This is a genomic window from Paenibacillus sabinae T27 (assembly GCF_000612505.1).
Classification (GTDB): Bacteria; Bacillota; Bacilli; order Paenibacillales; family Paenibacillaceae; genus Paenibacillus_AQ; species Paenibacillus_AQ sabinae.
In genome coordinates, this window is record NZ_CP004078.1 from 3,236,580 (window position 1) to 3,261,029 (window position 24,450).

Here is a 24,450-nt window from a genome sequence, read left to right on the forward strand (position 1 = left end):
AATAAACTCAACTCCTCGAGAACTGGGAAATTAAAGCCTGTTGAACTTCGGATAGCGTTGTTTTCTCGTCTACCTTCTGCCTGGTGAAATTCCAGATGCTGTCTATGTAGTGCATCGACTCGTCAATTTGGGCGTTGGACCCTCTTTGGTAGGCTCCGATATTGATCAAATCTTCGGATTCCTTATAAACCGCCATTAGCCGCTTGACGTTCTCGGCAGCTTCAATCTGATCCCTTGGAGCGATATCCTTCATCACCCGGCTGATGCTCGCCAGCACGTCGATTGCCGGAAAATGTCCTTTATTCGCGATGCTCCGGTTCAGCACAATATGGCCATCCAGAATCCCGCGGACAGCATCGGCAATCGGCTCATTCATATCGTCTCCATCGACCAGTACCGTGTAAAAAGCCGTGATGGAGCCGGTCGGCCCCGTACCCGCACGTTCCAGCAGCTTCGGCAGGCTCGCAAACACCGAAGGCGTGTATCCCCTCATCGCCGGCGGCTCTCCTATGGCAAGGCCTACTTCTCGCTGCGCCATTGCATAACGTGTAACAGAATCCATCATCAGCATTACGTTAAGTCCCCGGTCACGAAAATATTCGGCGATGGTGGTAGCAATCAGGGCTCCTTTGATCCGGATCAGCGCCGGCTGATCCGACGTCGCCACGATTACGACCGAACGCTGCAGACCTTCCGGGCCAAGGTCGCGCTCAATAAAATCAAGCACTTCCCTTCCCCGCTCGCCAATGAGCGCAATCACGTTGACATCGGCTGATGTATTTCGGGCAATCATACCCATCAGTGTGCTTTTTCCTACGCCTGATCCGGCAAAAATGCCGACCCGCTGCCCCTTGCCAATTGTCAGAAGGCCATCTATCGCCCGCACTCCAATACTGATCGGCTCCTGCACCCTTGGCCGGTTCAGTGGATTGGATGGAATATTGAAGGTTGAGCTGTAAGGCATTCGAGACGGTATAAGCGAGCCGTCCAGCGGCTGCCCGAGACCATCGAGCACCTTGCCGAGCAGCTCCGAGCCCACCTGCACGTTAAGCGGCTTGCCTGTTCCGACCACATCGCAGCCAGGACCAACTGCCTGCAATTCTCCGAGCGGCATAAGCAGCACCTTGTTGTCCCGGAAGCCAACGACCTCGGCCATGAGCGGCTTGCTGCCTTTGGCCGGATAGATGTAGCAAACATCGCCTATACTGGCGTCCGGCCCTTCCGATTCGACCATCAAGCCAATTACCTGCGTGACCTTGCCGTTAATTCGAATGGGATCGATTCCCCTTAGCTGATCCTTGTATTTCTGGGTATCAAGCATCTTGTTCCCCATTTCTATGCTCCTCGTTGTCGAGCGCCACCCTGATCAATTCCTTCTTGATTTCCTGAAGCTGGGTGTCAATTCTGGCATCGACGCTTCCAAACGAAGAACGGATCACACAGCCGTGGTCCTTTACCGTTGCGTCAGGCAATATTTGCAGCTCTGCCTGTGAATCAATCGCCAGAACAAGCTCTTCGCGAGCCGCATTCACAAAAGCGAACTGCTTGGGAGCGACACATAAGGAAATGACTCCCTGCTCCCGTTTGCGTGCCAGGTTTCGCCTTATAAGGTCAATTGTGAACGCCGGCTCCACCGTCAGCTGCTTCTCCACGATTTTCTCGGCAATGTCGCAGCTTAGCTCTACCAAAAATGGCTCGGCTTCCTGAATAATCAGATCTCTGGCCTTGTAAGCCTCCGACAGTACGGCTTGGGCTTCTGCCATCATTTCGTCCAGCCTGACCTTCATTACCTTCTCAGCCTGCAGCAGCCCCTCGTCATAGCCCTGCTTGAAAGCTTCGGCTTTCACTGCTTCTGTCAGGTGTTCATCCTGCTCCCTCCGGCTCCGCCACCAATCCTCGGCCTCGCTTCGCGCCCGTTCAATAATTCGCTCCGCTTCAAGCGAAGCGTTGCGCACCTGCCCTTCGGCGAATTCCTTCGCATCCCGGAGCATCTCCCGGCGCGCCTGCTCTGCCGCCTCGCGCGCAGGATCTTCATAGTGCTGCTCGGCACTTTCCTCCGGCTGGGCTTCCTCTTCGACAAGACCGGCATGCTGCCGGGCCAGTTCCAATCTTTTGAGCACATCAACGGGAACATATTGGGAGTGTTTGATCAACCTAGACAATGATGTCATCTCCTCCGCCGCGGGCAATGATAATTTCACCCGATTCTTCCAGTCTGCGAATAGTCGCTACAATACGGGTCTGAGCTTCCTCCACATCACGCAGCCGCACCGGCCCCATAAACTCCATTTCTTCCCGGAAGGTTTCCGCCATTCGTTTGGACATGTTTCGGAAAATGACGTCGCGGACTTCTTCGCTCGCAACTTTTAGCGCAAGCTGCAAATCCGCATTCTCGATATCCCGGATAATACGCTGGATGGAACGGTTGTCCACATTGACGATATCTTCGAAGACGAACATGCGCTTCTTGATCTCTTCCGCCAGTTCCGGATCCTGTATTTCGAGAGAATCCAGAATGGTGCGTTCCGTTCCCCGGTCGACACCGTTCAAAATTTGTACAATCGACTCGATGCCGCCGGCATTCGTATAGTCCTGTGTAACCGTCGCGGACAGCTTTTGCTCCAGTACCCTCTCGATCTGGGAAATAACCTCCGGAGAAGTGCTGTCCATGACGGCAATCCTTCTTGCCACCTCCGCCTGTTTCTCCTGAGGCAGAGAGGATAGAATCGCTGCAGCCTGTTCGAATTTTAAATAGGAAAGAACAAGTGCGATTGTCTGCACATTTTCGTTCTGAATAAAGTTTAGAATCTGGTTCGGATCGGCCTTGCGAGCAAAGTCGAACGGTCTGACCTGAAGCGTCGCCGTCAGGCGGTTAATGACTTCCAGTGCCTTCTGCTGCCCCAGAGCTTTTTCAAGGATTTCCTTGGCATAATTGATGCCGCCCTGTGAAATATATTCCTGAGCAAGACAGATTTGGTGAAACTCCGACATAATCAAGTCTCTTTCACTGTTGTCAATCTTGCGAACGTTGGCAATCTCCAGCGTTAGCTGTTCAATCTCATCATCTCTAAGATGTTTGAAAATCTGGGCCGAAACTTCCGGACCAAGTGTAATGAGCAGGATGGCGGCTTTCTGCCTGCCGCTAAGCCCCTGCTGTGCGGCCTTTGCCATGCGTTCACCTCTGTTCGTCTGCTAGCCAGGTGCGCAGCAGATTGACGAACTCGTCCGGCTTTTTCTTGGCCAGGCTTTCCAGCTGCTTGCGCACTTGACTCTCGTTCGTTACGCTTTCCAGATCAATGGACGGATACTCGGTAGGCACCTGAAGCGGTACATCTTCCTCTTCTTCCTCCGCATTCTTGCGGCGCCGACGGTAGATCAGGTAGCCAGCCCCGCCGCCAACGAGCGCAGCCCCCGCCGCGATCGCCCAGATCATCCAATTCGCCAGTCCTCCCGAAGCTGCGGCAGGCGTTTGTGTGCCGAAAGGCTGCGAGTAGACCGAAACTTTCTTAGTTAAATCAGCGTCAGTATAGGTAATCCCCGAATCGGCAAGGGAAGCTCTGACAATATTGACCAAAATATTACGAATGGCGTCCGATGTCGCCTGATCCAAAGTATTTTGTCCGTCAGGTGGTTCAACCGCAACATTAATGGTTAAATCTTTTACAGTGTATGGACTTGCAATAATATCTTTGGTGATTCTGTTCACTTCATAATTCCTTGTCTCGGATGACTCCTCTGATGAAGTGTTCCCGGAGTTCGTGCTGCTTGGATACCCCTGCACGTCGCCTTCTCCGGTTCCCGCTACCCCACCGTTCGTGTTGCCTTGCCCCGTGTACGTATTGCTAATGATTTGGGAACTGATTTCGATCCCTTTCATATTTTCGGTGTCAACAGGTGTAACCAAATCTTCTTTCCGGTTCTCTTTATCAAAGTTCAGCTTGGAAAAGACGAGCACATCGACTTTGTCGGGTCCAGTGAGCGTACTGAGAAACGCCTTGACATTCTTTTTGACTTCATCCTCAAATTTCTTTTGAAGGACGAAGTTCTCTTCAATTTGGCTGGACACTCCGGCTTGTCCGCCCTTGGCCGTTGGATAAAGCTCGGTCTCGTTATTCGTGATCGTAATATTGTCAACGGGCAAATTCGGCACGGCTGTCTTCACCAAATTGAAATATCCGTCAATGTTATCCTGATTCGGTCTGAACCCCGGCTTGAAGCTCAGCACTACCGATGCGGAAGCCTTCTCCTGATCGTCCTGAGTGGCGAACACCGTTTCCTTGGGCAGATTGACAAGAACTTTGGCGTCCTTAACCCCCTGCATTCTCCGTAGAAGCTGTTCAACCTCCCCGTTAAGGGCGTTATTGTACTTTACATTAAATTCGTTCTCCGTTGATCCGATCATAGATGAGCTCTCGTCAAATGCTTTAAAGCCGATCGAGCCATCCTGTACGATTCCCTGCGAACCGATATCCACCTTTACTCGGGCTGCGTCTGTGCTGGGAACGGAAATACTCTTGCCGTCAGGACTTAACCGATAGCTGATTCCTGAAGATTCCAGATAGTTCATGACTCCTGCGGCATCCGTACTGTCCAAATCCTGAAATGCAACCTCATATTCGGTCTTGGTAAGCTGCATCGTCACAGCAATGATTATTATGATAATGATCAGCAGCGTCGAAAAGAACATTATCTTCTGCCGAACGCTGAATCTGTTCCAATACTGGACAATCTTGTCCCTGTACTGGACGAATCTTTCATTCACAGTGTCACCCCATCCGAAACTTGGCTAGATTGTTTAGATTTGAGTTCTCATGATTTCCTGATAGGCTTCAATCACTTTGTTCCGGACTTGGGTAGTGAGCTGCAAGCTCAGCAAAGCTTGCTGTGAAGAAATCATCGCTTCGTCCACATTGACTTCCCCCAGGACAAACTTGTTATTCATATCTTTCGCATGCTGTTCCTGAGCAGCCACTTGATTCAGCGCATCCTCAAGATAGGAGCCAAAGCTATTTGCGCTATCCGAAAGACCTATGGATGATTGGGCCTCTGAAGTCTTCATTTGAAGCGGCTGTATGCTTTGTGCGCCAATGGTGAAATTTTGTATCAATGTTTCTCCTCCTTGAAAATAACACTAGAGTTAACCGGATCGATCAAGCTTTTACAATAGGTCAATAGATTCAATAGGTTGAAATTTTCTATTTGCCAATCTCAAGCGCCTTGGTTACCATCGCTTTGCTTGCGTTCAGCATCGTTACGTTGGCTTCATAGGAGCGGGATGCCGAGAGCATATCTACCATTTCCTTCGTAATATCAACGTTGGGCATATACACATAACCGTTGGCATCCGCATCGGGGTGGGTTGGATTATAAACTGGCTTGAGCGGCGAGGAATCATCTATGATCGATTGAACGCGAACACCTTCAGATCCTCCGTTCATTTTGGAATTCAGAATGTTGGAGAAGCTGTTGTCTTGAGCCGATTCCAGCACCACCAGCTTCCGCCGGTATGGCACCGCCTTGCCGTTGACAACGGAGGCTCTTGTCGTTTCCGCATTGGCAATGTTGGATGAAATCACATCCATTCTAAGCCGCTGCGCGGTCAGTGCCGAAGCGCTGATTCCAAAACTGCTGCCAAAATTCATACCTTAATTATCTCCCTTCGGTTGCCGTCCGCATCATCGAAATCTGGCTGCTCAACAGTTGAACGTACGAGCTGTAACGAAGCTGATTCTCGGCGCTGAGCGCCATCTCGCGGTCAATATCGACATTGTTGTCGTTATTGTTCATAGTAGTGGTTTCGTCAGTACGAATGACCGGGGACGGAATAGGGCCTGTAGTCCCAAATCGGATATGACGGAGGTCCGTCACTTTGGCGCCGAGCGAGGGCTGAAGCCCGCTCTCCTGTTCGCGCAGAAAGCTCTCGAATGAGACATCGGAGCGCTTGAAACCCGGCGTATCGACATTTGCCACATTATTTGCCAGTGCGTTTTGTCGCATGGTGGCGGCATCGATTCCCCTCTGCAATCTCAGGAAACTGATACTGTTAAGCAATCCCAATGTTAATCCCCCTTCCAAAGCTATCATAATGAAAAGAATTCCACAACTCTTTCTGAAATCCTTCTCAAATCGACAAAATTTGATAAAAAAAGCGATCTTTCCCGCAAAAACATCTGGGACTTTGTGATCGACAGATTGAGACATAAATGAGGTAATTATTACATATATTGATTCTCGTAGAATTTGTATAATATTACAATAAGAAAATAGCCCTATCTTTTCAAAAAAGATAGGACTTTTCGGATTTTTTATGAAATTATTTACAATTAATCACCCATTTATTTCTTATGATCTCAGTTAGTTCCGTAATTTCCCTTAATTTAGGTCAATTCGGGCTACCTCCTGTTACTTCTTACCTAGGAACCTGCCATTCGGAGGAAGTTACAGAATATATTGGCTCAGATCGCGATCTTGCGCAATGCTTGCAAGCTTCTCACGAACATATTCGGGTGTGATTACCATTTTGTCAAGCGTCAGCTCGGGGGCTTCAAACGATAAATCTTCCAACAGCTTCTCCAAAATGGTATGCAGGCGTCTTGCCCCGATATTCTCCATGTTCTGATTGACTGTCGCTGCGATTTTCGCAATTTCGTAAATGGCTTCTTTGGTAAACTCCACTTCAATATCTTCGGTTGCGAGCAGATGGGCGTATTGTTTGGTCAGCGCGTTTTTCGGTTCCGTCAATATCGATACGAAATCTTCAAGGGACAGGCTGCTAAGTTCAACCCGAATGGGGAATCGTCCCTGGAGTTCAGGGATCAGATCGGACGGTTTGGCAACATGAAATGCCCCGGCCGCCACGAACAGCACATAATCGGTCTTTACGGGACCGTACTTGGTCATCACGGTAGAGCCTTCAACAATCGGCAAAATATCTCTCTGCACACCCTCGCGAGAAACATCCGGGCCTCCTCCTTTGCCCTGGCTTGCCACCTTGTCAATCTCATCGATAAAAATAATGCCGTTCTGCTCCGCGCGCGCGACGGATTCCTGAATAACGTCATCCATATCGATCAGCTTGTTCGCCTCATCCTGAATCAGCACTTTGCGCGCTTCCCGGATCGGAAGCTTCCGTTTCTTGGTCCGCTTCGGCAGCAGGCTTCCAAACATCTCCTGCATGTTCATCCCCATCTGGTCGTTCCCCTGGCCTGCGAACATATCCAGCATGGTTGGTGTAGTATCTTCGACATCGATCTCGATAACATCGTCTTCCATCTGCCCGGCCAGCAGCTTGAACCGGATTCCCCGCCGGCGTTCGTTTAACGAAGCGTCTCCGTCCGTATCTTCCGGTTTCGCATCCTCCTGATTCCCGCCTGCGCCAAACAGCATCTCGAACGGATTGCGCTGAGCTTTATTCTTCGAGCCGGATGGCGCGAGAATGCGGACGATCCGCTCATTCGCCAGCTCTTCCGCCCGATCCTTCACCTTCTCGGTGCGCTCAAGTTTGACCATCCGGATCGCCGTCTCCACGAGGTCGCGCACCATGGATTCCACATCGCGTCCCACATATCCGACTTCGGTAAATTTCGTCGCTTCCACTTTGACGAACGGAGCATTTACCAGCTTCGCCAGGCGTCTGGCAATCTCGGTCTTGCCCACACCGGTAGGTCCGATCATCAAGATATTCTTCGGCACGATTTCATCCCGCAGTTCTTCAGACAGCTTGCCGCGCCGGTATCGGTTGCGCAAAGCGACCGCCATTGATTTCTTGGCCTGCTTCTGGCCAACGATATACTTATCCAGCTCAGCTACGATTTGCCGGGGCGTAAGCGATTGATTCACCATCTTGATCTTCCACCTCTCTGGCTGGCTTTAAGCCTGCAATTGTTCAACAATGATATTGGAATTGGTATAGACGCAAATCTCAGATGCTATAGTAAGCGCTTCCTTTGCGATATCTGCTGCTCCGAGATCTTTGGCATGACGTTTCAGTGCGCGGGCGGATGCCAGTGCAAAATTGCCGCCGGAGCCGATCGCCAGCACATCGTCGTCCGGCTCGATAATCTCTCCACCGCCCGAGATGAGCAGCATGCCGTTCTTATCCATAACGATCATCAGCGCCTCCAGCTTGCGCAGAACTCGGTCCTGGCGCCAATCCTTGGCCAGTTCGACCGCAGCGCGCTGCAAATTGCCGTGATGCTCCTCCAGCTTGCCCTCGAACTTCTCAAACAGGGTGATCGCGTCGGCAACCGAGCCGGCGAATCCGGCGATGACCTGCCCTCTGTATAATCTCCGCACTTTTTTGGCGGTTGTCTTCATAATCACATTTTCTCCAAAGGTAACCTGTCCGTCGCCGGCGATTGCCGATTCACCGTTATGCCGTACAGCGCAGATGGTTGTTGCGTGAAAGCTTGGAATCATGTTCTAGCCTCCTTATATCATGCTCTCAAAATGATACGGGTCTCTACAGAGACCCGGAACCGATGCTATGGGGCAGACTCGTGCCATCCGCGAATGCAGCCAGACTGTCCAATGCGCGGAACGCGAGAAGCTCATTTTTTTCCTTCTTATTGCGGATTCTCCGCTCTGGCTTCGGCAGAAGACCGAAGTTCGCGTTCATCGGCTGAAAATGCTTGGGATCGGCGGAAGTAATGTAAGCAGGCATGCTGCCAAGAACCGTATCCTCCGGGAAAACAAGCGGCTCTTCGCCAAGAGCGATTCTAGCGGCATTAATGCCGGCTATGAGTCCCGAGGCCGCCGACTCGACGTAACCTTCTACTCCCGTCATCTGGCCCGCGAACAACAGCCGCTCTTGCCCTTTCAGCTGATATGTCGGATGCAGCATCTTCGGCGAATTGATGAACGTATTGCGGTGCATGACGCCATAGCGGACATACTCTGCATTCTCCAGACCGGGAATCAGGGAGAAGACCCGCTTCTGCTCGCCCCATTTCAAGTGGGTCTGAAACCCAACCAGGTTATACAGCGTTCCGGCTGCGTTGTCCTGACGAAGCTGAACGACCGCATAGGGCAGTTTGCCCGTATGGGGATTGACCAGGCCAACCGGCTTCATCGGACCGAACAGGGCCGTCTGCTTGCCGCGTTTCATCATGATCTCGATCGGCATGCAGCCCTCGAAGTAAATCTCTTTCTCAAAATCTTTGAGCGCCGCCGTCTCCGCGGAAACGAGCGCATCATAGAAGACGTCGAACTCCTCTTCCGTCATCGGGCAGTTAAGATAAGCCGCTTCGCCTTTGTCATACCGGGAAGCCAGATAAACCTTGCTCATATCGATCGAATCCTTCTCGACAATTGGAGCCGCCGCATCATAGAAGTAAAAATACTCCTCGCCGAGAAGTGCTTTGATTTCGGATGAGAGTGCCGGCGACGTCAGCGGTCCGCTGGCGATTACGACAATCCCTTCCTCCGGTATATGCGTCAATTCTTCATTTATGACCTCGACAAGCGGATGCTCGTGCAGCGCCGACGTAATTTCGCCGGAGAATCCGTCACGGTCAACGGCAAGCGCGCCTCCAGCCGGCACGGCGTGCTTATCGGCGGAACCGAGAACCAGGGAGCCGAGCCGCCGCATTTCCTCTTTCAGAACGCCGACAGCGTTCCCGAGCCCGTTGGCACGCAGCGAGTTGCTGCATACGAGTTCGGCGAATTTATCCGTATGATGGGCCGGCGTCTTTACGACCGGCCGCATTTCATATAATTTTACCGGCACTCCCCGTGATGCGATCTGCCAGGCTGCTTCGCTCCCGGCAAGCCCCGCTCCGATTACCGTTACCGCCGCCGGAGAACCGGCTGTCTGCTTTCCTGTATCCGTCAACTTCACACTACCTCCATAAGTCATTCTTGCTGAATTTATTTACAGGGCAGGATTACTCTGCCGCTTCTTCATCATTCTCTTCCAGATTCTCGGTATGATCGCAGGATGTGCACTGCAGCCTGACGCCTTGTTTATTACGTTTCTCGATCATCCAGGAGCCGCACTCCGGACAAGGCTTGGATGACGGTTTATCCCAGGAGACAAAGTCGCACTCAGGATAACGGTCGCAGCCGTAAAAGACGCGTCCCTTCTTGCTGCGCCGTTCCACGACTTTTCCTTCATGGCATTTCGGGCAGCCGACGCCGATGTCTTTGATGATCGGCTTGGTATTGCGGCAGTCGGGGAACCCGGAGCAGGCCAGAAATTTGCCGAAGCGGCCCAGCTTGTAGACCATCGGCTTACCGCATTTCTCGCATAATTCGTCCGAAACCTCGTCCACGATCTCAATCTCTTTCATTTCCTCTTCCGCTACTTCCAGACGCTTCTCAAACGATTGGTAGAACTCGCCAAGCACCTTTACCCAGTCTTCCGAGCCTTCCTCCACATGGTCAAGGTCGCCTTCCATATGGGCCGTAAATTCCACATCGAGAATTTCCGGGAAGAACTGCTCCATTTGCTCGATAACGAGCTCTCCGAGCTCGGTGGGCATGAATTTCTTCTCTTCAATGGCGACATAGCCGCGCTTCTGGATCGTCTCGAGCGTCGGCGCATACGTACTTGGACGTCCGATTCCCAGCTCTTCCAGTGTTTTGACAAGACGGGCCTCCGTATAACGCGGCGGGGGCTGTGTAAAGTGCTGCTTCGGGTCGATTTCGTGCTGGACCAGTTTATCGCCCGCCTGAAGCAGTGGCAGATATTTGTCTTCCTCCGTCGTCCCGTCATCGTTGCCTTCCACATAGACCTTCATAAAGCCGGGGAAAGACACCTTGGAACCGACGGCGCGGAACACGGCCGTACCAACCGCAATGTCGACGGAGAGCGTATCCAGCAGAGCCGAGGCCATTTGGCTTGATACAAAACGTTCCCAGATCAGCTTATACAGCCGATACTGGTCACGGCTGGTAAATTCCTTGACAGCATCCGGCTCGCGCAGCGCCGATGTCGGCCGGATCGCTTCGTGAGCATCTTGTGCCCCGGCCGCCTTCTTGGAATACTGACGCGGCGTTTCCGGCAAAAAGTTCTCTCCATACTTGCTGGAAATCAGCTCCTTCGCTTCTTCCTGCGCAGTTGCGGAAATCCGGGTGGAGTCGGTACGCATATACGTAATCAGACCGACGGTGCCTTCTTTTCCAAGCTCCACACCCTCATAAAGCTGCTGGGCGACGGACATCGTCTTGGCCGCCCGGAATCCGAGCTTTCTCGCCGCCTCCTGCTGAAGGGAGCTGGTTGTGAACGGCGCCGACGGATGGCGCTGTCTTTCTTTTTCCTTCACTTCGCTGACTATGAAATCGGCGCCAGCGATTGCCTTCAATACCTCTTGTACGTCGCTTTCGCGTCCAAGTTCCTTTTTCTCGCCGTTCAATCTGTGGAACTTGGCTTCAAACAACGAATCCCGGATGCCGAGCTTAGCTGTAATGGTCCAGTATTCCTCCGGCACGAACGCGGAGATTTCATTCTCCCGGTCCATAATGATTTTGACGGCAACCGACTGAACGCGTCCGGCTGACAGCCCTTTTTTGACTTTCTTCCATAATAAAGGGCTGATTTTGTAACCGACGAGCCGGTCCAGAATCCGCCGCGCCTGCTGGGCGTTGACCAGATCCATATTGATTTTGCGCGGGGACTTGAATGCATCCTTCACGGCCTGCTTCGTAATCTCGTTGAACACGACGCGGCAGTCCTGCGTATCGTCCAGTTCCAGCGCATGCGCCAGATGCCAGGCAATCGCCTCTCCTTCGCGGTCCGGGTCAGCCGCCAGATAGACTTTTTTTACTTTTTTGCTCGCGTCCTTCAGCTCTTTGAGCACAGAGCCTTTGCCGCGGATGGTAATATATTTGGGATTAAAGTCATTCTCGACCTCCACACCAATCTGGCTTTTGGGCAGGTCGCGAACATGTCCCATGGATGCTTTCACAATAAATTTGCTGCCCAAATATTTGCCGATGGTCTTCGCCTTTGCTGGCGACTCGACAATGACCAAAGAATCAGCCACAGAATCGTCCTCCTAAACGTTTTGTAGCGCATGCTTCTAAATGAAGTTCTTTGGAAAACTTGCTCCCGAAGATACGCTAAAACTTCAAACTTCTATTTTATATAACCTTATATACGGCTCCCGGTAAGGATGTTACCGCTTTTTTTATGATTAAAGATAACAGAACGGAATGCAAATGTCCAAAATCCATTCCGCTTTTCTCCAACAGCTCATCCAGAGAACAGGGGCCTTGATGCAGTATATGGTATAGGCGGGACTCGTCACTTGTCAAATTCTTTTCGGCGCACAAGGCGCCGTCAGGGGTGTTCTCAACCTCTGGATTTGACAATGAATTCCCTTTTTCAGGTAGAAAAGAGGCGTATTCCGCAAGAATATCAGCCGCGCCCGTTACCAGAGCCGCCCCCTGTTTAATCAGCTCCAGCGCTCCTCTGCTTTTGGGGGAAGTAATCGGCCCGGGAACGGCAAAAACATCTCTGCCCGCTTCAAGCGCAGCATCTGCCGTAATGAGCGATCCGCTGCGGCTGTCGGCTTCAACGACCACGGTGCCGAGGGTTAGCCCCGCGATAATCCGGTTTCGCTGCGGAAACAGGCCGGGATGGCTTTTGGTGCCAATCGGATATTCGGTAATCACCAGTCCTTCGCGAGAAATCCGTTCGAGAAGTCCGCGATTCTCCGGAGGGTAGATTTTATCCATGCCGGTAGCCATAACGGCGATCGTTCCGCCGGATTGACCCACAGCGGCTTCATGGCACACGCTGTCGATCCCCCGGGCCAATCCGCTGACAACGGTCAAGCCGCTTGCCGCCAGCTCTTCGGCGAGAACGGCTCCGACCTTGCGGCCGTATGCCGTTGGGACGCGCGTCCCGACCATTGCAATGCCGGGTGCTTGCAGCAGCTCGATCCGTCCCCGGTAATAGATGATCCACGGCGGCTGTGGAGTTTCTTTGAGCATTTCAGGATAAGCGTCGTCAAACACGGTAATCATCGATACCCGGGCCGACTCCATGACGGACTGCCGGCGGTTTATCCAATCCCGGGTCAGCACCTTCGCCAGACTGTTCGACATTCCCTGCTTTAAGCCGATTCTTTCCCAATCCTCCGCCGTACAGTCAAATGCCCGTTCCGACAAAAATCCCGCTTTGCAAACTTTGTCGATGCTCCTCCAGCCGATGCCTTCCACTTCATGCAAACCGAATAATATGTCCCGTTTATTCATATACAGGCCTCCCTTATATATAGAAGGCACACGCCTTCCTATTCTGTGTCATGCGCAGCGTTATTGCAAGCCGTTCCTGATTAGACCCATAATTGGGTCAGATAAACCTGACGGATGCAAAGGGCGCAAACGCAAAAAAGCAACCTTTTATGCCCGTCAAAGGGAATAAAAGGTTGCTTACCTTTGTTATTTATTATACACCACCTGGCCGCTGGCGGAAGCCCTGTTTTGCACAGTATTCACATGACCGCATCTTTCTTACTAAAAAAAGTTAATGCGTCGTGCAGGCGTTCAAGATGCCCTGTTCTTCCAGCACGCTCACCAGCGTGGAGCCCATCTCAGCAGGCGTAGGAGCAACCTTGATGCCGCAAGCTTCAAGTACCGCGATTTTCTCGCTCGCCGTGCCTTTGCCGCCCGAAATGATTGCGCCGGCATGGCCCATGCGCTTGCCCGGAGGAGCGGTCGTTCCGCCGATAAATCCGACGACCGGCTTGGTCATATGATCGCGAATCCATCTGGCCGCTTCCTCTTCGGCCGTTCCGCCGATTTCGCCAATCATCATAACGGCCTTGGTCTTAGGATCTTCGTTGAACCATTTCAGGATATCGATAAATTCCGAGCCCTTGACCGGATCGCCGCCGATGCCGACCGCGGTTGACTGGCCTATGCCCCGGGTGGTCAGCTGATGAACGGCTTCATACGTAAGCGTTCCGCTGCGTGAAACGACCCCGACATACCCCGGCATATGAATGTAGCCCGGCATGATGCCGATTTTGCATTCTCCCGGCGTGATCACACCCGGACAGTTCGGGCCAATCAGAATGGTGGAGCGCCCTTCCATATAACGCTTCACCTTCACCATGTCGAGGACCGGGATACCTTCTGTGATACAGATGACTAGGTCCAGCCCGGCATCCACCGCTTCCATGATCGAATCGGCGGCAAAAGCGGGCGGCACATAAATAACGCTGGCGGTGGCGCCTGTCGCTTTTTTAGCCTCGGAAACGGTGTTAAAGATCGGGAGGCTTACGGTTTTACCGTCTTCCATAGTGATGTTAACCGACGTGCCGCCCTTGCCCGGCGTAACACCGCCTACCATTTGCGTTCCGTATTCCAGCGCTCCTTTGGTATGGAACAAGCCCGTCGAGCCCGTGATTCCCTGTGTGATGACCTTCGTATTTTTATCGACAAGAATGCTCATCTTTGAGTTCACATCCTATTCCTAATTATAAAATACGGGTAAGCGCGGCAAATTCGCCGTTATTGCACAAGAGAAACGATTTTACGGGCCCCGTCCGCCATCGAATCCGCCGAAACGATATTAAGCCCGGAGCCGGACAAAATTTGCTTGCCAAGCTCCACATTGGTGCCTTCAAGACGGACCACAAGCGGTTTGGTCAACCCCAGTTGACTCGCTGCCTCGACAATTCCGCTGGCGATTACATCGCAGCGCATAATCCCGCCGAAGATATTGACGAGAATCCCCTTTACTTTGGCGTCGGACAAAATGATTTTGAACGCTTCGGTCACTTTTTCCGCAGTTGCGCCGCCTCCGACATCAAGAAAATTCGCCGGCTCGCCTCCGTAATATTTGATAATATCCATTGTAGCCATCGCCAGCCCCGCGCCGTTAACCATACAGCCGATATTGCCGTCAAGCGCAATGTAGCTGAGATCATATTTGGAGGCTTCGATTTCCTTCTCATTCTCTTCGTCCAGATCGCGCAGCGCCTGAATATCCTTGTGGCGGAACAGCGCATTGGAGTCAAAATTCAGCTTGGCGTCCAGCGCCAGCACGTTTCCGTCCGCCGTAATGACGAGCGGATTGATTTCCGCAATCGAACAATCTTTATCCATAAAAGCCGAATATAGCGCTTGCATAAACTTGACCGATTTTCCGATCAGCTCATTCGGTATGGAGATATGATAAGCCAGCCTGCGTGCCTGAAACATCTGAAGCCCCACAGCAGGATCAATGATCTCCTTAAAAATCTTCTCGGGATGCAGGGCCGCCACCTCTTCGATTTCCGTCCCGCCCTCTTCGGAGCCCATCAGCACGACCCGCCCGGTCCCCCGGTCGACCACAAGCCCGATATAATACTCTTTGACAATCTCGCAGCCTTCTTCAATAAGCAGCCGTTTAACCAGCTTGCCTTCCGGACCCGTCTGGTGCGTCACCAGGGTCTTGCCAAGAATTTCACCGGCAAAAAGGCGGACTTCGTCCAAATTCTTCGCAACCTTGACGCCTCCGGCTTTCCCTCTGCCGCCCGCGTGAATCTGCGCTTTCACAACAGCAACAGAGCTTTTCAGCTCCTCGGCCGCCGCTACCGCTTCCTCCACGGTAAAAGCCACTTTTCCGTTCGGCACGGCCACACCGTAACTTTTGAGCACTTCTTTTCCCTGATATTCGTGGATATTCATTCCGGAAGCCTCCTAAAGTGAGCGGAAACAACACAGGCAGCCTGTAGAATTTCCGCTTCCGTTTTGATTGAAGCTCTGGGCCCGGGTTCAGATCGGTATGATATTCTGCATTCCCGAATGAGGAAACCCAGAATATTGTACCACGTTTTTATAGCGCTTTCCTTAAAATCTTTCACGTATTATACATACATTTTCGCATGATTCCATGCCAAAATGCGAACGATTGCGTTGACAAGCATGTCCTACTTGAGTTATTCAATTGCGCTTGTTAGCTTGATGCACCCTCGCCAACAGGTTACGGAACTGCTGCAGAAGATCTCCGAATTCCGTTTCCGACATCTTCATTCCTTTTAACATCACGCCGGGTATCGCCTTCGCTTTCTCCTGGAGCGCCCAGCCTTCGTCTGTCGGTGAGATCAGCACCTTGCGCTCATCCTCCTGCGACCGTTCCCGATTAATCAGTCCGGCGGCCTGAAGACGCTTCAGCAGCGGAGTCAGCGTGCCCGAATCGAGGTACAAATCGGCCCCCAGTTCTTTGACGGTGCACTGCCCTTTCTCCCAAAGCACGAGCATGACAATGTATTGGGAATAGGTAACGCCCAGCTCGTCTAGAAAAGGCTGATACAGTTTCGTGATTTCGCGCGAACAAGCGTAGATCGTGAAACAAAGCTGGTTCTCCAGCAGCAGTTCGGGGGTAGGGATTGGTTTTTGCGTCATCGCGTAAGTTCACCTGCTTTCTCCCCTCGATTTTATCATAATTTATCTTTCCATTCCTGTTAATCGCGAAAAACATTTTGACAATTATTATATTTGTGTTAAATTAAATTGTGTACAATTTATTCTTGGTTAGGAGAGAAGACGCAATGATGACAATACAGCAAAAATGGTATGAAACAACGGTAAAAGCAGTTGGCGGCAGAGACGGGTTCGTCGAATCCTCCTCTCCCGAGTTCCATCATAAAATTTCCACTCCCCGGGAAATGGGCGGCGCCGGCGGAGAAGGAACCAACCCTGAGCAGCTGTTCGCGGCGGGTTATTCCGCTTGTTTCGACAGCGCGCTGAATCTGGTGGCCCGGCAGAAGCGGATCAAAATTGAAGGCAGCGAAGTTTCTGCGACCGTAAGCTTCGGCAAAACCGAAGATGAAGGCTTCGGCATTGCGATCGTCCTCAATGTTCTGGTAAAAGGTGTGGATGATGAAACAGCGGTTGCCCTTGCCGAAAGCGCCCATGCGGTATGTCCGTATTCCCGTGCGACACGCGGCAATATCTCCGTTGAGATAAACGTGATCAAAGAACATTCATTTGGCGGAGGGTATTGATTTGCAACCTGCCGGGTCTATATAATAAACGGAAGAGCAAATTTCGGAAAATGAGGAAGCACCTCTTTACTGAAGCCCTGCGCACAAAGCTGCGCCGACTTTGGAAGAGAGGTGTTTTGTTATGTATGGAAAAATGCACAGCGCCTGCCTTTACGGCATTGAGGGCGTCATGATCGGTGTGGAGGTGGACCTTGCGAACGGTCTGCCGCAGACAAATATCATCGGGCTTCCCGACTCCGCCATCCGCGAAGCTGCCCTTAGGGTACGCTCCGCCGTAAGAAATTGCGGCTACCGCTATCCGCAGCAGCGGGTTACGATCAACCTGGCGCCGGCCGATCTGCGCAAGGAAGGCTCCGCCTTCGATCTCGCGATCGCCGTCGGCATTCTGACGACAAGCGGTCAGCTTGTCATGCCATCCGCCGGCAAGACGCTGATGATCGGCGAGTTGGCGCTTGACGGCAGCCTCCGCCCGGTTACCGGCGTGCTGCCCATGGTGGAAGCCGGGCGCAAGGCAGGCTTCGGAGCCGTGCTGCTGCCGCGCGGCAACGCGGCGGAGGCGGCGCTGATCGGCGGCGTGCGCGTCTACGCCGTCGATCATTTGCGCGAGCTGCGGGGGCCGGAGCAGCCGGCCTCATCCGCTTTATCCGCCGATGCAGCCAAATGTTCGGGGGCTCCGGGAACTCCGGGTGAAACGGACGTAACTGCGCATGCAGGTGAACAGCATGCGGCAGGAGGGCCGGGCGGCGTGGACAGTCTGCCGTTTCCGGTTACAACGGACAGTGGAGCCGGGACATTATCACAGCCCGTAATGGCGCTGTCGCTGGAACATCTCCGGTATGCTCCCCCTGTAATCTTCTCCGCTTCAGTTGAAGCCGCAGACACAATGGAGGAGGATTACAGCGACGTTCTGGGCCAGCATCATGTCAAACGGGCACTGACCATCGCCGCTGCCGGAATGCATAACCTCCTTCTCATCGGACCTCCCGGCACGGGCAAGACGATGATGATCAAACGCCTGCCCGGTATACTGCCCGCTTTAACCGACAGCGAAGCGCTTGAGGTTACGCAAATCTTCAGCGCCGCAGGCAAGCTGAAAGACGCCCAGCGCGGGCTGATTCGCGAAAGGCCCTTCCGGTCTCCGCACCACACCATTTCCGGAGCGGGACTGATCGGCGGGGGTGGCGTTCCGAAGCCCGGCGAGGTCAGTCTGGCTCACCGAGGTATTTTGTTCCTTGACGAGATGCCCGAATTCTCGCGCAGCGTGCTGGAAGTGCTCCGCCAGCCAATGGAAGATCATGTCGTTACGATCAGCCGAGCAAGGGCCGCGTTTACGTTTCCAGCCAGGGTAATGCTCGCTGCTTCTATGAATCCGTGCCATTGCGGATTTCTAGGGAGCGGCCACCCGCAGCAGCGCTGCACCTGCAGTCCGGCGCGCATTGCCCAGTACCGCGGTCGGATATCCGGGCCCCTGCTGGACCGGATCGATCTTCAGGTTGACGTACCGCGCCCAAGAGAATGGGATTTGAACGGCGGCAGCGCTGGCCTGTCGACAGCAGATATGCGTGCCCGGGTAGCCGAAGCGCTAGCGATTCAGTCCGAGCGCTACCGGCGGCTGCCTATTTCCTGGAACAGCGAGCTATACGGCGCCTCCCTCCGCCGTTACGCGAATCCCGGTCCCGAAGGTGCCCGCATGCTGCACTCGCTGCTGGAGAACCTGGGACTAAGCATGCGCTCCTATGACCGCATTCTGAAGCTGTCCCGCACTATCGCCGACCTGGAGGGAGCGGATCGAATTTCATCCGCGCATATCGCGGAGGCGCTGCAGTACCGCAATCTGGATAAAGCGCCAGCTGGAGAGGAATACGAGGGTTGACCGATTCACTGATCGACCGGAAAGGACAAGAGAGACTCATAAAGGAGCGGGCTGGTTCGCTGCGGCGTATCTTTTTTCCCCTTATATTATATAGAAGAAAAAAAGTCGGAATTTCGCGAACCGGCCCGAAAACCCGGATTTTGCATGAGTCTGTCAAGAATCAGGCAGGGGCTGGGTTAGGAGAACATCGTCACTAATGACTGTGAAACGAAGTTACAAGATGGGATGTCCGAGTGCAAAGCAGGACTGACCCACTAGCTTTCCGAGAGCGAACTCCGGTTGCCCATCTGCGCTTCTCGAGAGGTCAAAACATCCATAATCGTTTCGAACGACACCGGCTTATAGTTCCAGTGCTCGACGCAGACATTGAAATGGTTATTCCCTTCATATTTTTGGCCGTGGATATGACCGTGCACATTAACGTAAGGCATATGCCGATTCATGTACAGCGGCTCATGGGTGAGCAGAAAAAACTCCTTGAATATGATGCCGTTCTCGCTCACTTCCTGAAATCCGGCCTCCAGCCACCAGCTGCGGGAACGGCCCCGGTCATGGTTGCCCAAAATCAGCGTTTTGTAGCCGTTTAGCCTGCTCAAAATCCGACTGGTCTCCTCCTTGTTCAGGAAAGAGAAGTCGCCCAGATGGAACACCCGGTCCTCCTGCCCAACCGCTTCATTCCAGGCGGCAATCATCGACTCGTTCATCTGCTCCGTATCGGCAAACGGCCGGGATTCATATTCCATAATCGCCCGGTGGCCAAAATGATGATCTGAAGTAAAGAAATTTTTGGTCATTTCAACTCTCCTCTGCCGCTGTTAAAAGTATGTATACCTACGTATACCAATAAAGCGCAAATCGGTCCGGAACAGCCGTATCAAGCAAAAAGGCTCCCACAGTGGCTTTTGCCGATTCTGCCTGAAGCCCGGTTGCCGATTCTATTAATACTGAACTAGCGAACACTGAACGCTCCAATGCTCGCTAGTTCATCAAGTCCGTTTATGCGACCGGTGGCTATCACATGCCTGGATCAGCTCGGCAAGCGTCGGCGGACCTTCATTTTCAATCAGCCACTGCCGCATCGCCTTTATCGCTTCAACCTGTCCGTCGCCATTATCCCGCCACGTCAGCAGTTCAATCACATTGATAATCAGGGTCATCAAGCTTGCGTTGCTGTTCTGCGTCTTGTCTGCGCGTATTTTTTGGAACAGCGCTTCGTTTTCCCAGTCGAATAAGATCTCTTCGGCGATGGCTGGCCGCATGACAGTGAATGTCTGATGGCACGAGCTGCAGCTTACAGAAGTTACCGGCTCCGTAGTGAATGCCACTTCAATTTCCATTCCGCAATGTTGACAGGCAAATTTCACATGTATATCTAATGGTTGTTGTTTCACTCGGACAGCCTCCTCTTGAAATAATTAAACGGTTACACTAATGTATACCCATTTCCGGTCGAGACTGACCCAAAACCGTTCTCGATTAAGGTCAAATCCCATGGATACCATGCTAAAGAGTTCATTATTCAGACTTTATCCTTTGGAAATCATTTGTACTATTTGTAGTATATCCCGTTCTATTTTAAAATGCTTCGCGGATGTGATTGAGCGACACAACGCTTAAATCCGGATTCAATCGTACCGTAATCACGTCAAAAGATATCGGGCTGTCGCTTTGCCGGCAGTTGTGGAGATAGAACCTGGCCGTTCGCCTTACGCGCTCCATTTTGCGGGCAGTCACCGATTCCTCGGGCGTTCCTTGCAGCGGACTGCCGCTGCGGCTCCTCACTTCAACAAAGATCAGACGCCCGCCTTGCTCGGCGATAATGTCGACCTCCCCGGCACGGCAGCTCCAGTTGCGCTCCAAAATAGTGCAGCCTTTGGCGCTGAGGTACAGAACGGCCGCATCTTCGGCCGCTCTTCCCTTTTGCTTGCGGTTATACCGGATCTCTTCGCCGTGGAAGGGACGTGCCGAATTCCCACTCTTGTTGTTCGGATCGCTCATTCCCTGCTCCTCTTGGCTGCGGATGCTTCGCTGCGGTATACATAGCTCAAAATTTCGGCCACCAGTTGATACAGCTCCGGCGGAATCTGCTGGTCAAGATCAAGCTTCGAAAGCACCTCAACCAATGCGGCATCTTCCTGAATGGCAACTCCGCTCTCCTTAGCCTTTTGCAAAATTGTCTCCGCAACCTTGCCCCTTCCCTTCGCGACCACAACCGGCGCTTCGGTCTTCCCTGGCACGTATTTTAGGGCAACGGCTTTTTTCATGTTAGTTAGAAATTCCCCGGAGGAATCATTCATATGCGGTAATCCACCCCTCTGTAAGCATCGGGAACGTAATCGGCGGGGCTGACCGGTCCTTTCCCTGCCTTCTCTTGACTCTGGGCGGGAAAAGCCTCCGCTTTGAATGATGACAGCTGGTAGCCGATCGTTTCTATTGCGGACTTGATATCGTCTTTCGACGTTTCCAGCAGCTCTTGAACCCACGCCTCATTATTGTGCAGCTTCAAGCTGACAATCCGGTCCACCACCTGCACATCGACAAGCGTCTGACCCAAGGACTTCATATCGAGATCAAACCACAAACGGCAGTTGGAAGCATCGAGCTCGCCTTTGTGACCCCGTCTCGACTGGATATGAACGGAGGCCGTCTCCGTCCCGTCCGGACCCTTGAGCGGCAGGAACAGCGTCACCTGCGCGAACGGAGCCGTGCGGTCGGTATTGAGTAGCAGCTGCTGGCCGGTCAGATGCTGCACCAACTGCCCCGCGGCTTCTTTCACCGCCGCGGGAACATCGCTGCTGCCCATCGCCTGCAGCAGCACGCCCTTGACCGTGTCGCCGACATGCCCGCCGGCGACGGCTCCCGGCTCCGCGGCGGCTTGCTCCGCGCCACCGCGGAGCGCCAGCTGCTCGTGCTCCGCACCGAGCAGCTTGAGCACCCGCGCCACCCAGGCACCGCCCTGGGGTGGCTTCCGGCTGCGGCGGGGCCGCAGCCGCGGGGTTCCCGCGCGAGGCATCCGCGCGGGCAGGCTCTCCCGCCGGGTCCGACGGCGGGAGAGCGGCGAGCTGCGGCAGCGCGTCACGCAGCTCGCCGAGCACGCCCTGCAGCTTCGCGAGCAGGGCTCCAGCCCGCGGCTGCGCACCAGCAGCCGCCGCCCCGACCGCACGGGCACTCTCGCCCGGCGGCAGTTGTGCTGGCTGAGCCTCACCAGCCGCCAGCCCGCCTGCCTGCTTCCCTCCGGCTTGCACATTGCCGGCAGCCAAGCCTTCTGCCTGTACTGCTCCTCCAGCCTGCGCTGCGCCTGCCGCTGGACCACCAGCCTGTGGCACTCCTCCAGCCTGCATCTCTCCTGCAGCTTGACCAGCTGCCTGCGCCCCACCGGCTTGCACCTTGCCGGCATCCAATCCCTTTGCCTGTGCTGCTCCTCCAGGCTCCGTCACACCTGTCTGCGTTCCTCCACCTCGCACCTCACCGGCAGCCAAACCACCCCGCTGCAAAGTTCCCCCAGACTTTGTCTCCCCTGGTTGCGCTGTTTCTGCGCCTGCGGCCAATCCGTCACCGGCCGCCTGCGCACCACTCATCGATACTCCAGCGCGTTCAGGCCCTGCCGGGCCATCGCCGTCCGCCGACGTTGCTTGGACTCCGCCGCCTGCGGAAAGCACGCCGCTTCTGCCCCCTGCATCTGCATCCGTCTTCCCCGCCCCGCTCCCGAGTCCGCCGCCTTCCGGAGCAATCGAAGTGACCCCGCCGTTACCCTGACGGCTTGGAACGCTGCTTGAGCCTTCTCCTTCTGGCTGCGGGGAGAACGTACCGTAACCGGCCACAGGCATCTCTCCCCTCCCACCGGCCGCAGCCGTCTCACCCTTAGCACCAGCCGCTTTTCCAGCTTGTGCAGCGCCAGTCGGGCCATCCGCCGCATCTCCGGCTGAAAGGACTGTCCCCGCCTGATTGCCGGCCTGCCCTTGATAGTTTCTATTGTCTAAAGGCGTTGCTCCGTTATTTGAACCTGACTGATGAGCGGATTCTCCACTGGCAGCTTCCAGCTGTCCAATCCAGAGACCCAACTGCTCTTCCAGCGCGGATAACAGCTGATGAAGCTGAGGGCCGAATACCGCCTGCCGGATGCCTCTGATGCTTTCCGGGGTGATCGGTAAGCCGCGTTTTTCCGAGATCACCGCGGCTTCCAGCCACTCCATGACAGGTACATTCGCCGGCTTGGCCTCCATTACCGCATTCAGCTTGGCAGCGGTCTCCTTGTTCAGCGGGAGCCCTCCTGATTGCATGGCCTGGATGATCTCACGTCCCGCTTTGACATCGCTCAGACCGAGCGCTTCCAGTGCCTCACCCATCGTTTGAGGCGAGACCGCTGTCCCCGTAGGAGCCGGTTTCAGCACCGGAAGACCCTGATCACCGGAAGGACCCACTTGAAGATTCAGTGTTTGTCCCTGCTGCAGCGGCGTTTCCAGCTCCGCTCGTACCGGTGTGCCCTGGATTTGCACCACCGCTTCTTTTCCCGATTCCGATACGCTGAGGACAACGCCGCGGACGACCTGTCCTTCTTTGAGTTCCAATGTTTTAGCTTCTCCGGGCTTGCTGTCTCCCAGCAGGCCGCGAATCAAAGACCCGATGTTCACGCTGGTTGCTCCTCTCTGCTCGTCTTTCTTCTTGTTGTTATATATCGGCATCCGCCGCCGTTTTTGCAACCCAAGCGTTAATCCTATTTCTGTGATTATGCCCGTTACAAAAACAGTCCGGCTCAACAATGAGCCGGACTGCTCCAAATCTATTGTTTTTCCGTTCAAGCAATTTCTAGAATAACGTGGTCTGCTCCACCAAGATTCTTCCCAGGAAACTGCGCCGGTGCATCGGCGTCGGCCCGAACGTGACAATCCGCTCCCGGTGAAGCTTCGTCGCATATCCCTTATGTATGGCAATTCCGTAATCCGGGTACAGGTCCTCCCATAATCCCTCGCACAGCCTGTCGCGTGTCACTTTGGCGACGATGGACGCTGCCGCAATCGATTGACTATTGGCGTCCCCTTTAATGATCGCCCGCTGCGGCAGAGGAAGATCGATCTTTTCCGCGTCGATCAGCATATAATTTGGCCGAACCCCCAGCCCTTCAACCGCTTTTTTCATGGCCAGCCTTGAGGCTTGCTTAATGTTGATTTCATCGATCTGGCAAGCATCCACATGCCCCACCCCAACAGCCAGCGCCTGCTCCATAATCAGCTCGAACAGAGTTTCCCGCTTCTTGGCCGTCAGCTTCTTGGAGTCGTCTACTCCCTCGATAATCAGACCCTCCGGCAAAATAACCGCGGCCGCCACCACATCCCCGAACAGGCAGCCTCTGCCCACCTCGTCCACTCCGGCAATACGGAGGTAAGATTGCTCCCAGGCCTCTTTTTCATAAAGCAGCATATCCTTATCCATTTCCATAACCATTTCTTCCCCACCTGCTAAACTAATATTTCCGCTCCCGCCCGCATCTCTTCTAAGCTTAACACAGGGCTTCCGGCAAGGTCATCCTCAAAATGTCCCTATTCCCTGCCAAATAGTAGGTGCAGTATCCATAGAAAGTCCCTAAATTCCCGCCAAACAAAAAAAGAGCCGCCAAGAAATCGGCCGACTCTTCCTGCT

24 protein-coding genes are annotated in these 24,450 nt (G+C 53.7%); 2 read left to right on the plus strand and 22 right to left on the minus strand.

Features of this window, described 5'->3' with window-relative positions:
• Positions 1-7: 7 nt before the first annotated feature.
• From fliI to PSAB_RS14915, 15 genes are all read right to left on the minus strand, one after another.
• Positions 8-1,333 carry a flagellar protein export ATPase FliI gene (gene fliI, locus PSAB_RS14845; protein ID WP_038595938.1) on the minus strand — a complete coding sequence of 442 codons (1,326 nt, stop codon included), beginning with the start codon at positions 1,331-1,333 and terminating at the stop codon, positions 8-10.
• Positions 1,314-2,162 (minus strand): FliH/SctL family protein, encoded by an 849-nt coding sequence (locus PSAB_RS14850; protein WP_025335373.1) that lies wholly within the window; start codon positions 2,160-2,162, stop codon positions 1,314-1,316. Before PSAB_RS14850 ends, fliI begins: the two co-directional genes overlap by 20 nt.
• On the minus strand, positions 2,155-3,171 hold the full coding sequence (fliG, locus tag PSAB_RS14855; protein WP_025335374.1) for a flagellar motor switch protein FliG: 1,017 nt from the start codon (positions 3,169-3,171) through the stop codon (positions 2,155-2,157). The genes PSAB_RS14850 and fliG overlap by 8 nt, the downstream gene beginning before the upstream one ends.
• 4 nt (positions 3,172-3,175) lie before the next feature.
• On the minus strand, positions 3,176-4,762 hold the full coding sequence (gene fliF, locus PSAB_RS14860; RefSeq protein ID WP_025335375.1) for a flagellar basal-body MS-ring/collar protein FliF: 1,587 nt from the start codon (positions 4,760-4,762) through the stop codon (positions 3,176-3,178).
• A 33-nt stretch (positions 4,763-4,795) separates the two neighbouring features.
• Complete coding sequence (gene fliE, locus PSAB_RS14865; RefSeq protein WP_025335376.1) at positions 4,796-5,107, minus strand: flagellar hook-basal body complex protein FliE; 312 nt, start codon at positions 5,105-5,107, stop codon at positions 4,796-4,798.
• A gap of 88 nt (positions 5,108-5,195) precedes the next feature.
• Positions 5,196-5,642 carry a flagellar basal body rod protein FlgC gene (flgC, locus tag PSAB_RS14870; protein WP_025335377.1) on the minus strand — a complete coding sequence of 149 codons (447 nt, stop codon included), beginning with the start codon at positions 5,640-5,642 and terminating at the stop codon, positions 5,196-5,198.
• Positions 5,643-5,649: 7 nt separating this feature from the next.
• Positions 5,650-6,057 (minus strand): flagellar basal body rod protein FlgB, encoded by a 408-nt coding sequence (flgB, locus tag PSAB_RS14875; protein ID WP_025335378.1) that lies wholly within the window; start codon positions 6,055-6,057, stop codon positions 5,650-5,652.
• Between the two features lie 381 nt (positions 6,058-6,438).
• Entirely contained in the window at positions 6,439-7,842 is a 1,404-nt protein-coding gene (gene hslU / locus PSAB_RS14880; RefSeq protein ID WP_025335379.1) for an ATP-dependent protease ATPase subunit HslU, read from the minus strand.
• Positions 7,843-7,869: 27 nt separating this feature from the next.
• Positions 7,870-8,418, minus strand: coding sequence for an ATP-dependent protease subunit HslV (gene hslV / locus PSAB_RS14885; protein WP_025335380.1), 549 nt, complete (start codon positions 8,416-8,418; stop codon positions 7,870-7,872).
• Between the two features lie 43 nt (positions 8,419-8,461).
• A complete protein-coding gene (gene trmFO, locus PSAB_RS14890; protein WP_025335381.1) occupies positions 8,462-9,832 on the minus strand; it encodes an FADH(2)-oxidizing methylenetetrahydrofolate--tRNA-(uracil(54)-C(5))-methyltransferase TrmFO in 1,371 nt (456 codons plus the stop codon).
• A gap of 52 nt (positions 9,833-9,884) precedes the next feature.
• Positions 9,885-11,984 (minus strand): type I DNA topoisomerase, encoded by a 2,100-nt coding sequence (topA, locus tag PSAB_RS14895; RefSeq protein WP_025335382.1) that lies wholly within the window; start codon positions 11,982-11,984, stop codon positions 9,885-9,887.
• 97 nt (positions 11,985-12,081) lie between these two features.
• Positions 12,082-13,200: a DNA-processing protein DprA gene (dprA, locus tag PSAB_RS14900; protein WP_025335383.1), complete on the minus strand. Its 1,119-nt coding sequence runs from the start codon at positions 13,198-13,200 to the stop codon at positions 12,082-12,084.
• A gap of 271 nt (positions 13,201-13,471) precedes the next feature.
• Entirely contained in the window at positions 13,472-14,401 is a 930-nt protein-coding gene (gene sucD / locus PSAB_RS14905; RefSeq protein WP_025335384.1) for a succinate--CoA ligase subunit alpha, read from the minus strand.
• A 59-nt stretch (positions 14,402-14,460) separates the two neighbouring features.
• On the minus strand, positions 14,461-15,621 hold the full coding sequence (gene sucC, locus PSAB_RS14910; protein WP_025335385.1) for an ADP-forming succinate--CoA ligase subunit beta: 1,161 nt from the start codon (positions 15,619-15,621) through the stop codon (positions 14,461-14,463).
• A 255-nt stretch (positions 15,622-15,876) separates the two neighbouring features.
• Complete coding sequence (locus PSAB_RS14915; protein WP_025335386.1) at positions 15,877-16,338, minus strand: MarR family winged helix-turn-helix transcriptional regulator; 462 nt, start codon at positions 16,336-16,338, stop codon at positions 15,877-15,879.
• A 146-nt stretch (positions 16,339-16,484) separates the two neighbouring features.
• On the opposite strand from PSAB_RS14915, the gene PSAB_RS14920 reads away from it, so the two are divergent.
• Together PSAB_RS14920 and PSAB_RS14925 are read left to right on the plus strand one after the other, a co-directional pair.
• Positions 16,485-16,940, plus strand: coding sequence for an organic hydroperoxide resistance protein (locus PSAB_RS14920; RefSeq protein ID WP_025335387.1), 456 nt, complete (start codon positions 16,485-16,487; stop codon positions 16,938-16,940).
• A gap of 121 nt (positions 16,941-17,061) precedes the next feature.
• Entirely contained in the window at positions 17,062-18,813 is a 1,752-nt protein-coding gene (locus tag PSAB_RS14925) for a YifB family Mg chelatase-like AAA ATPase (protein ID WP_025335388.1), read from the plus strand.
• Positions 18,814-19,067: 254 nt separating this feature from the next.
• Here the strand turns inward: PSAB_RS14925 and PSAB_RS14930 are convergent, their stop codons facing one another.
• The 7 genes from PSAB_RS14930 to PSAB_RS14960 all read right to left on the minus strand — a co-directional run bounded on the left by PSAB_RS14930 (position 19,068) and on the right by PSAB_RS14960 (position 24,255).
• Entirely contained in the window at positions 19,068-19,607 is a 540-nt protein-coding gene (locus tag PSAB_RS14930) for a phosphoesterase (RefSeq protein WP_025335389.1), read from the minus strand.
• 192 nt (positions 19,608-19,799) lie between these two features.
• Positions 19,800-20,204 (minus strand): hypothetical protein, encoded by a 405-nt coding sequence (locus PSAB_RS14935; protein WP_025335390.1) that lies wholly within the window; start codon positions 20,202-20,204, stop codon positions 19,800-19,802.
• A 184-nt stretch (positions 20,205-20,388) separates the two neighbouring features.
• On the minus strand, positions 20,389-20,811 hold the full coding sequence (locus PSAB_RS14940; RefSeq protein WP_025335391.1) for a YraN family protein: 423 nt from the start codon (positions 20,809-20,811) through the stop codon (positions 20,389-20,391).
• The gene (locus PSAB_RS14945; protein ID WP_420835609.1) at positions 20,808-21,077 is read right to left on the minus strand and encodes an EscU/YscU/HrcU family type III secretion system export apparatus switch protein; all 270 of its coding nucleotides are present in this window, start codon (positions 21,075-21,077) and stop codon (positions 20,808-20,810) included. The genes PSAB_RS14940 and PSAB_RS14945 overlap by 4 nt, the downstream gene beginning before the upstream one ends.
• A gap of 29 nt (positions 21,078-21,106) precedes the next feature.
• Positions 21,107-22,189 (minus strand): hypothetical protein, encoded by a 1,083-nt coding sequence (locus PSAB_RS24615; protein ID WP_158442594.1) that lies wholly within the window; start codon positions 22,187-22,189, stop codon positions 21,107-21,109.
• 198 nt (positions 22,190-22,387) lie between these two features.
• Positions 22,388-22,720: a hypothetical protein gene (locus PSAB_RS24620; RefSeq protein ID WP_025335394.1), complete on the minus strand. Its 333-nt coding sequence runs from the start codon at positions 22,718-22,720 to the stop codon at positions 22,388-22,390.
• 899 nt (positions 22,721-23,619) lie between these two features.
• Positions 23,620-24,255 (minus strand): ribonuclease HII, encoded by a 636-nt coding sequence (locus tag PSAB_RS14960; RefSeq protein WP_025335396.1) that lies wholly within the window; start codon positions 24,253-24,255, stop codon positions 23,620-23,622.
• Positions 24,256-24,450: the final 195 nt, after the last annotated feature.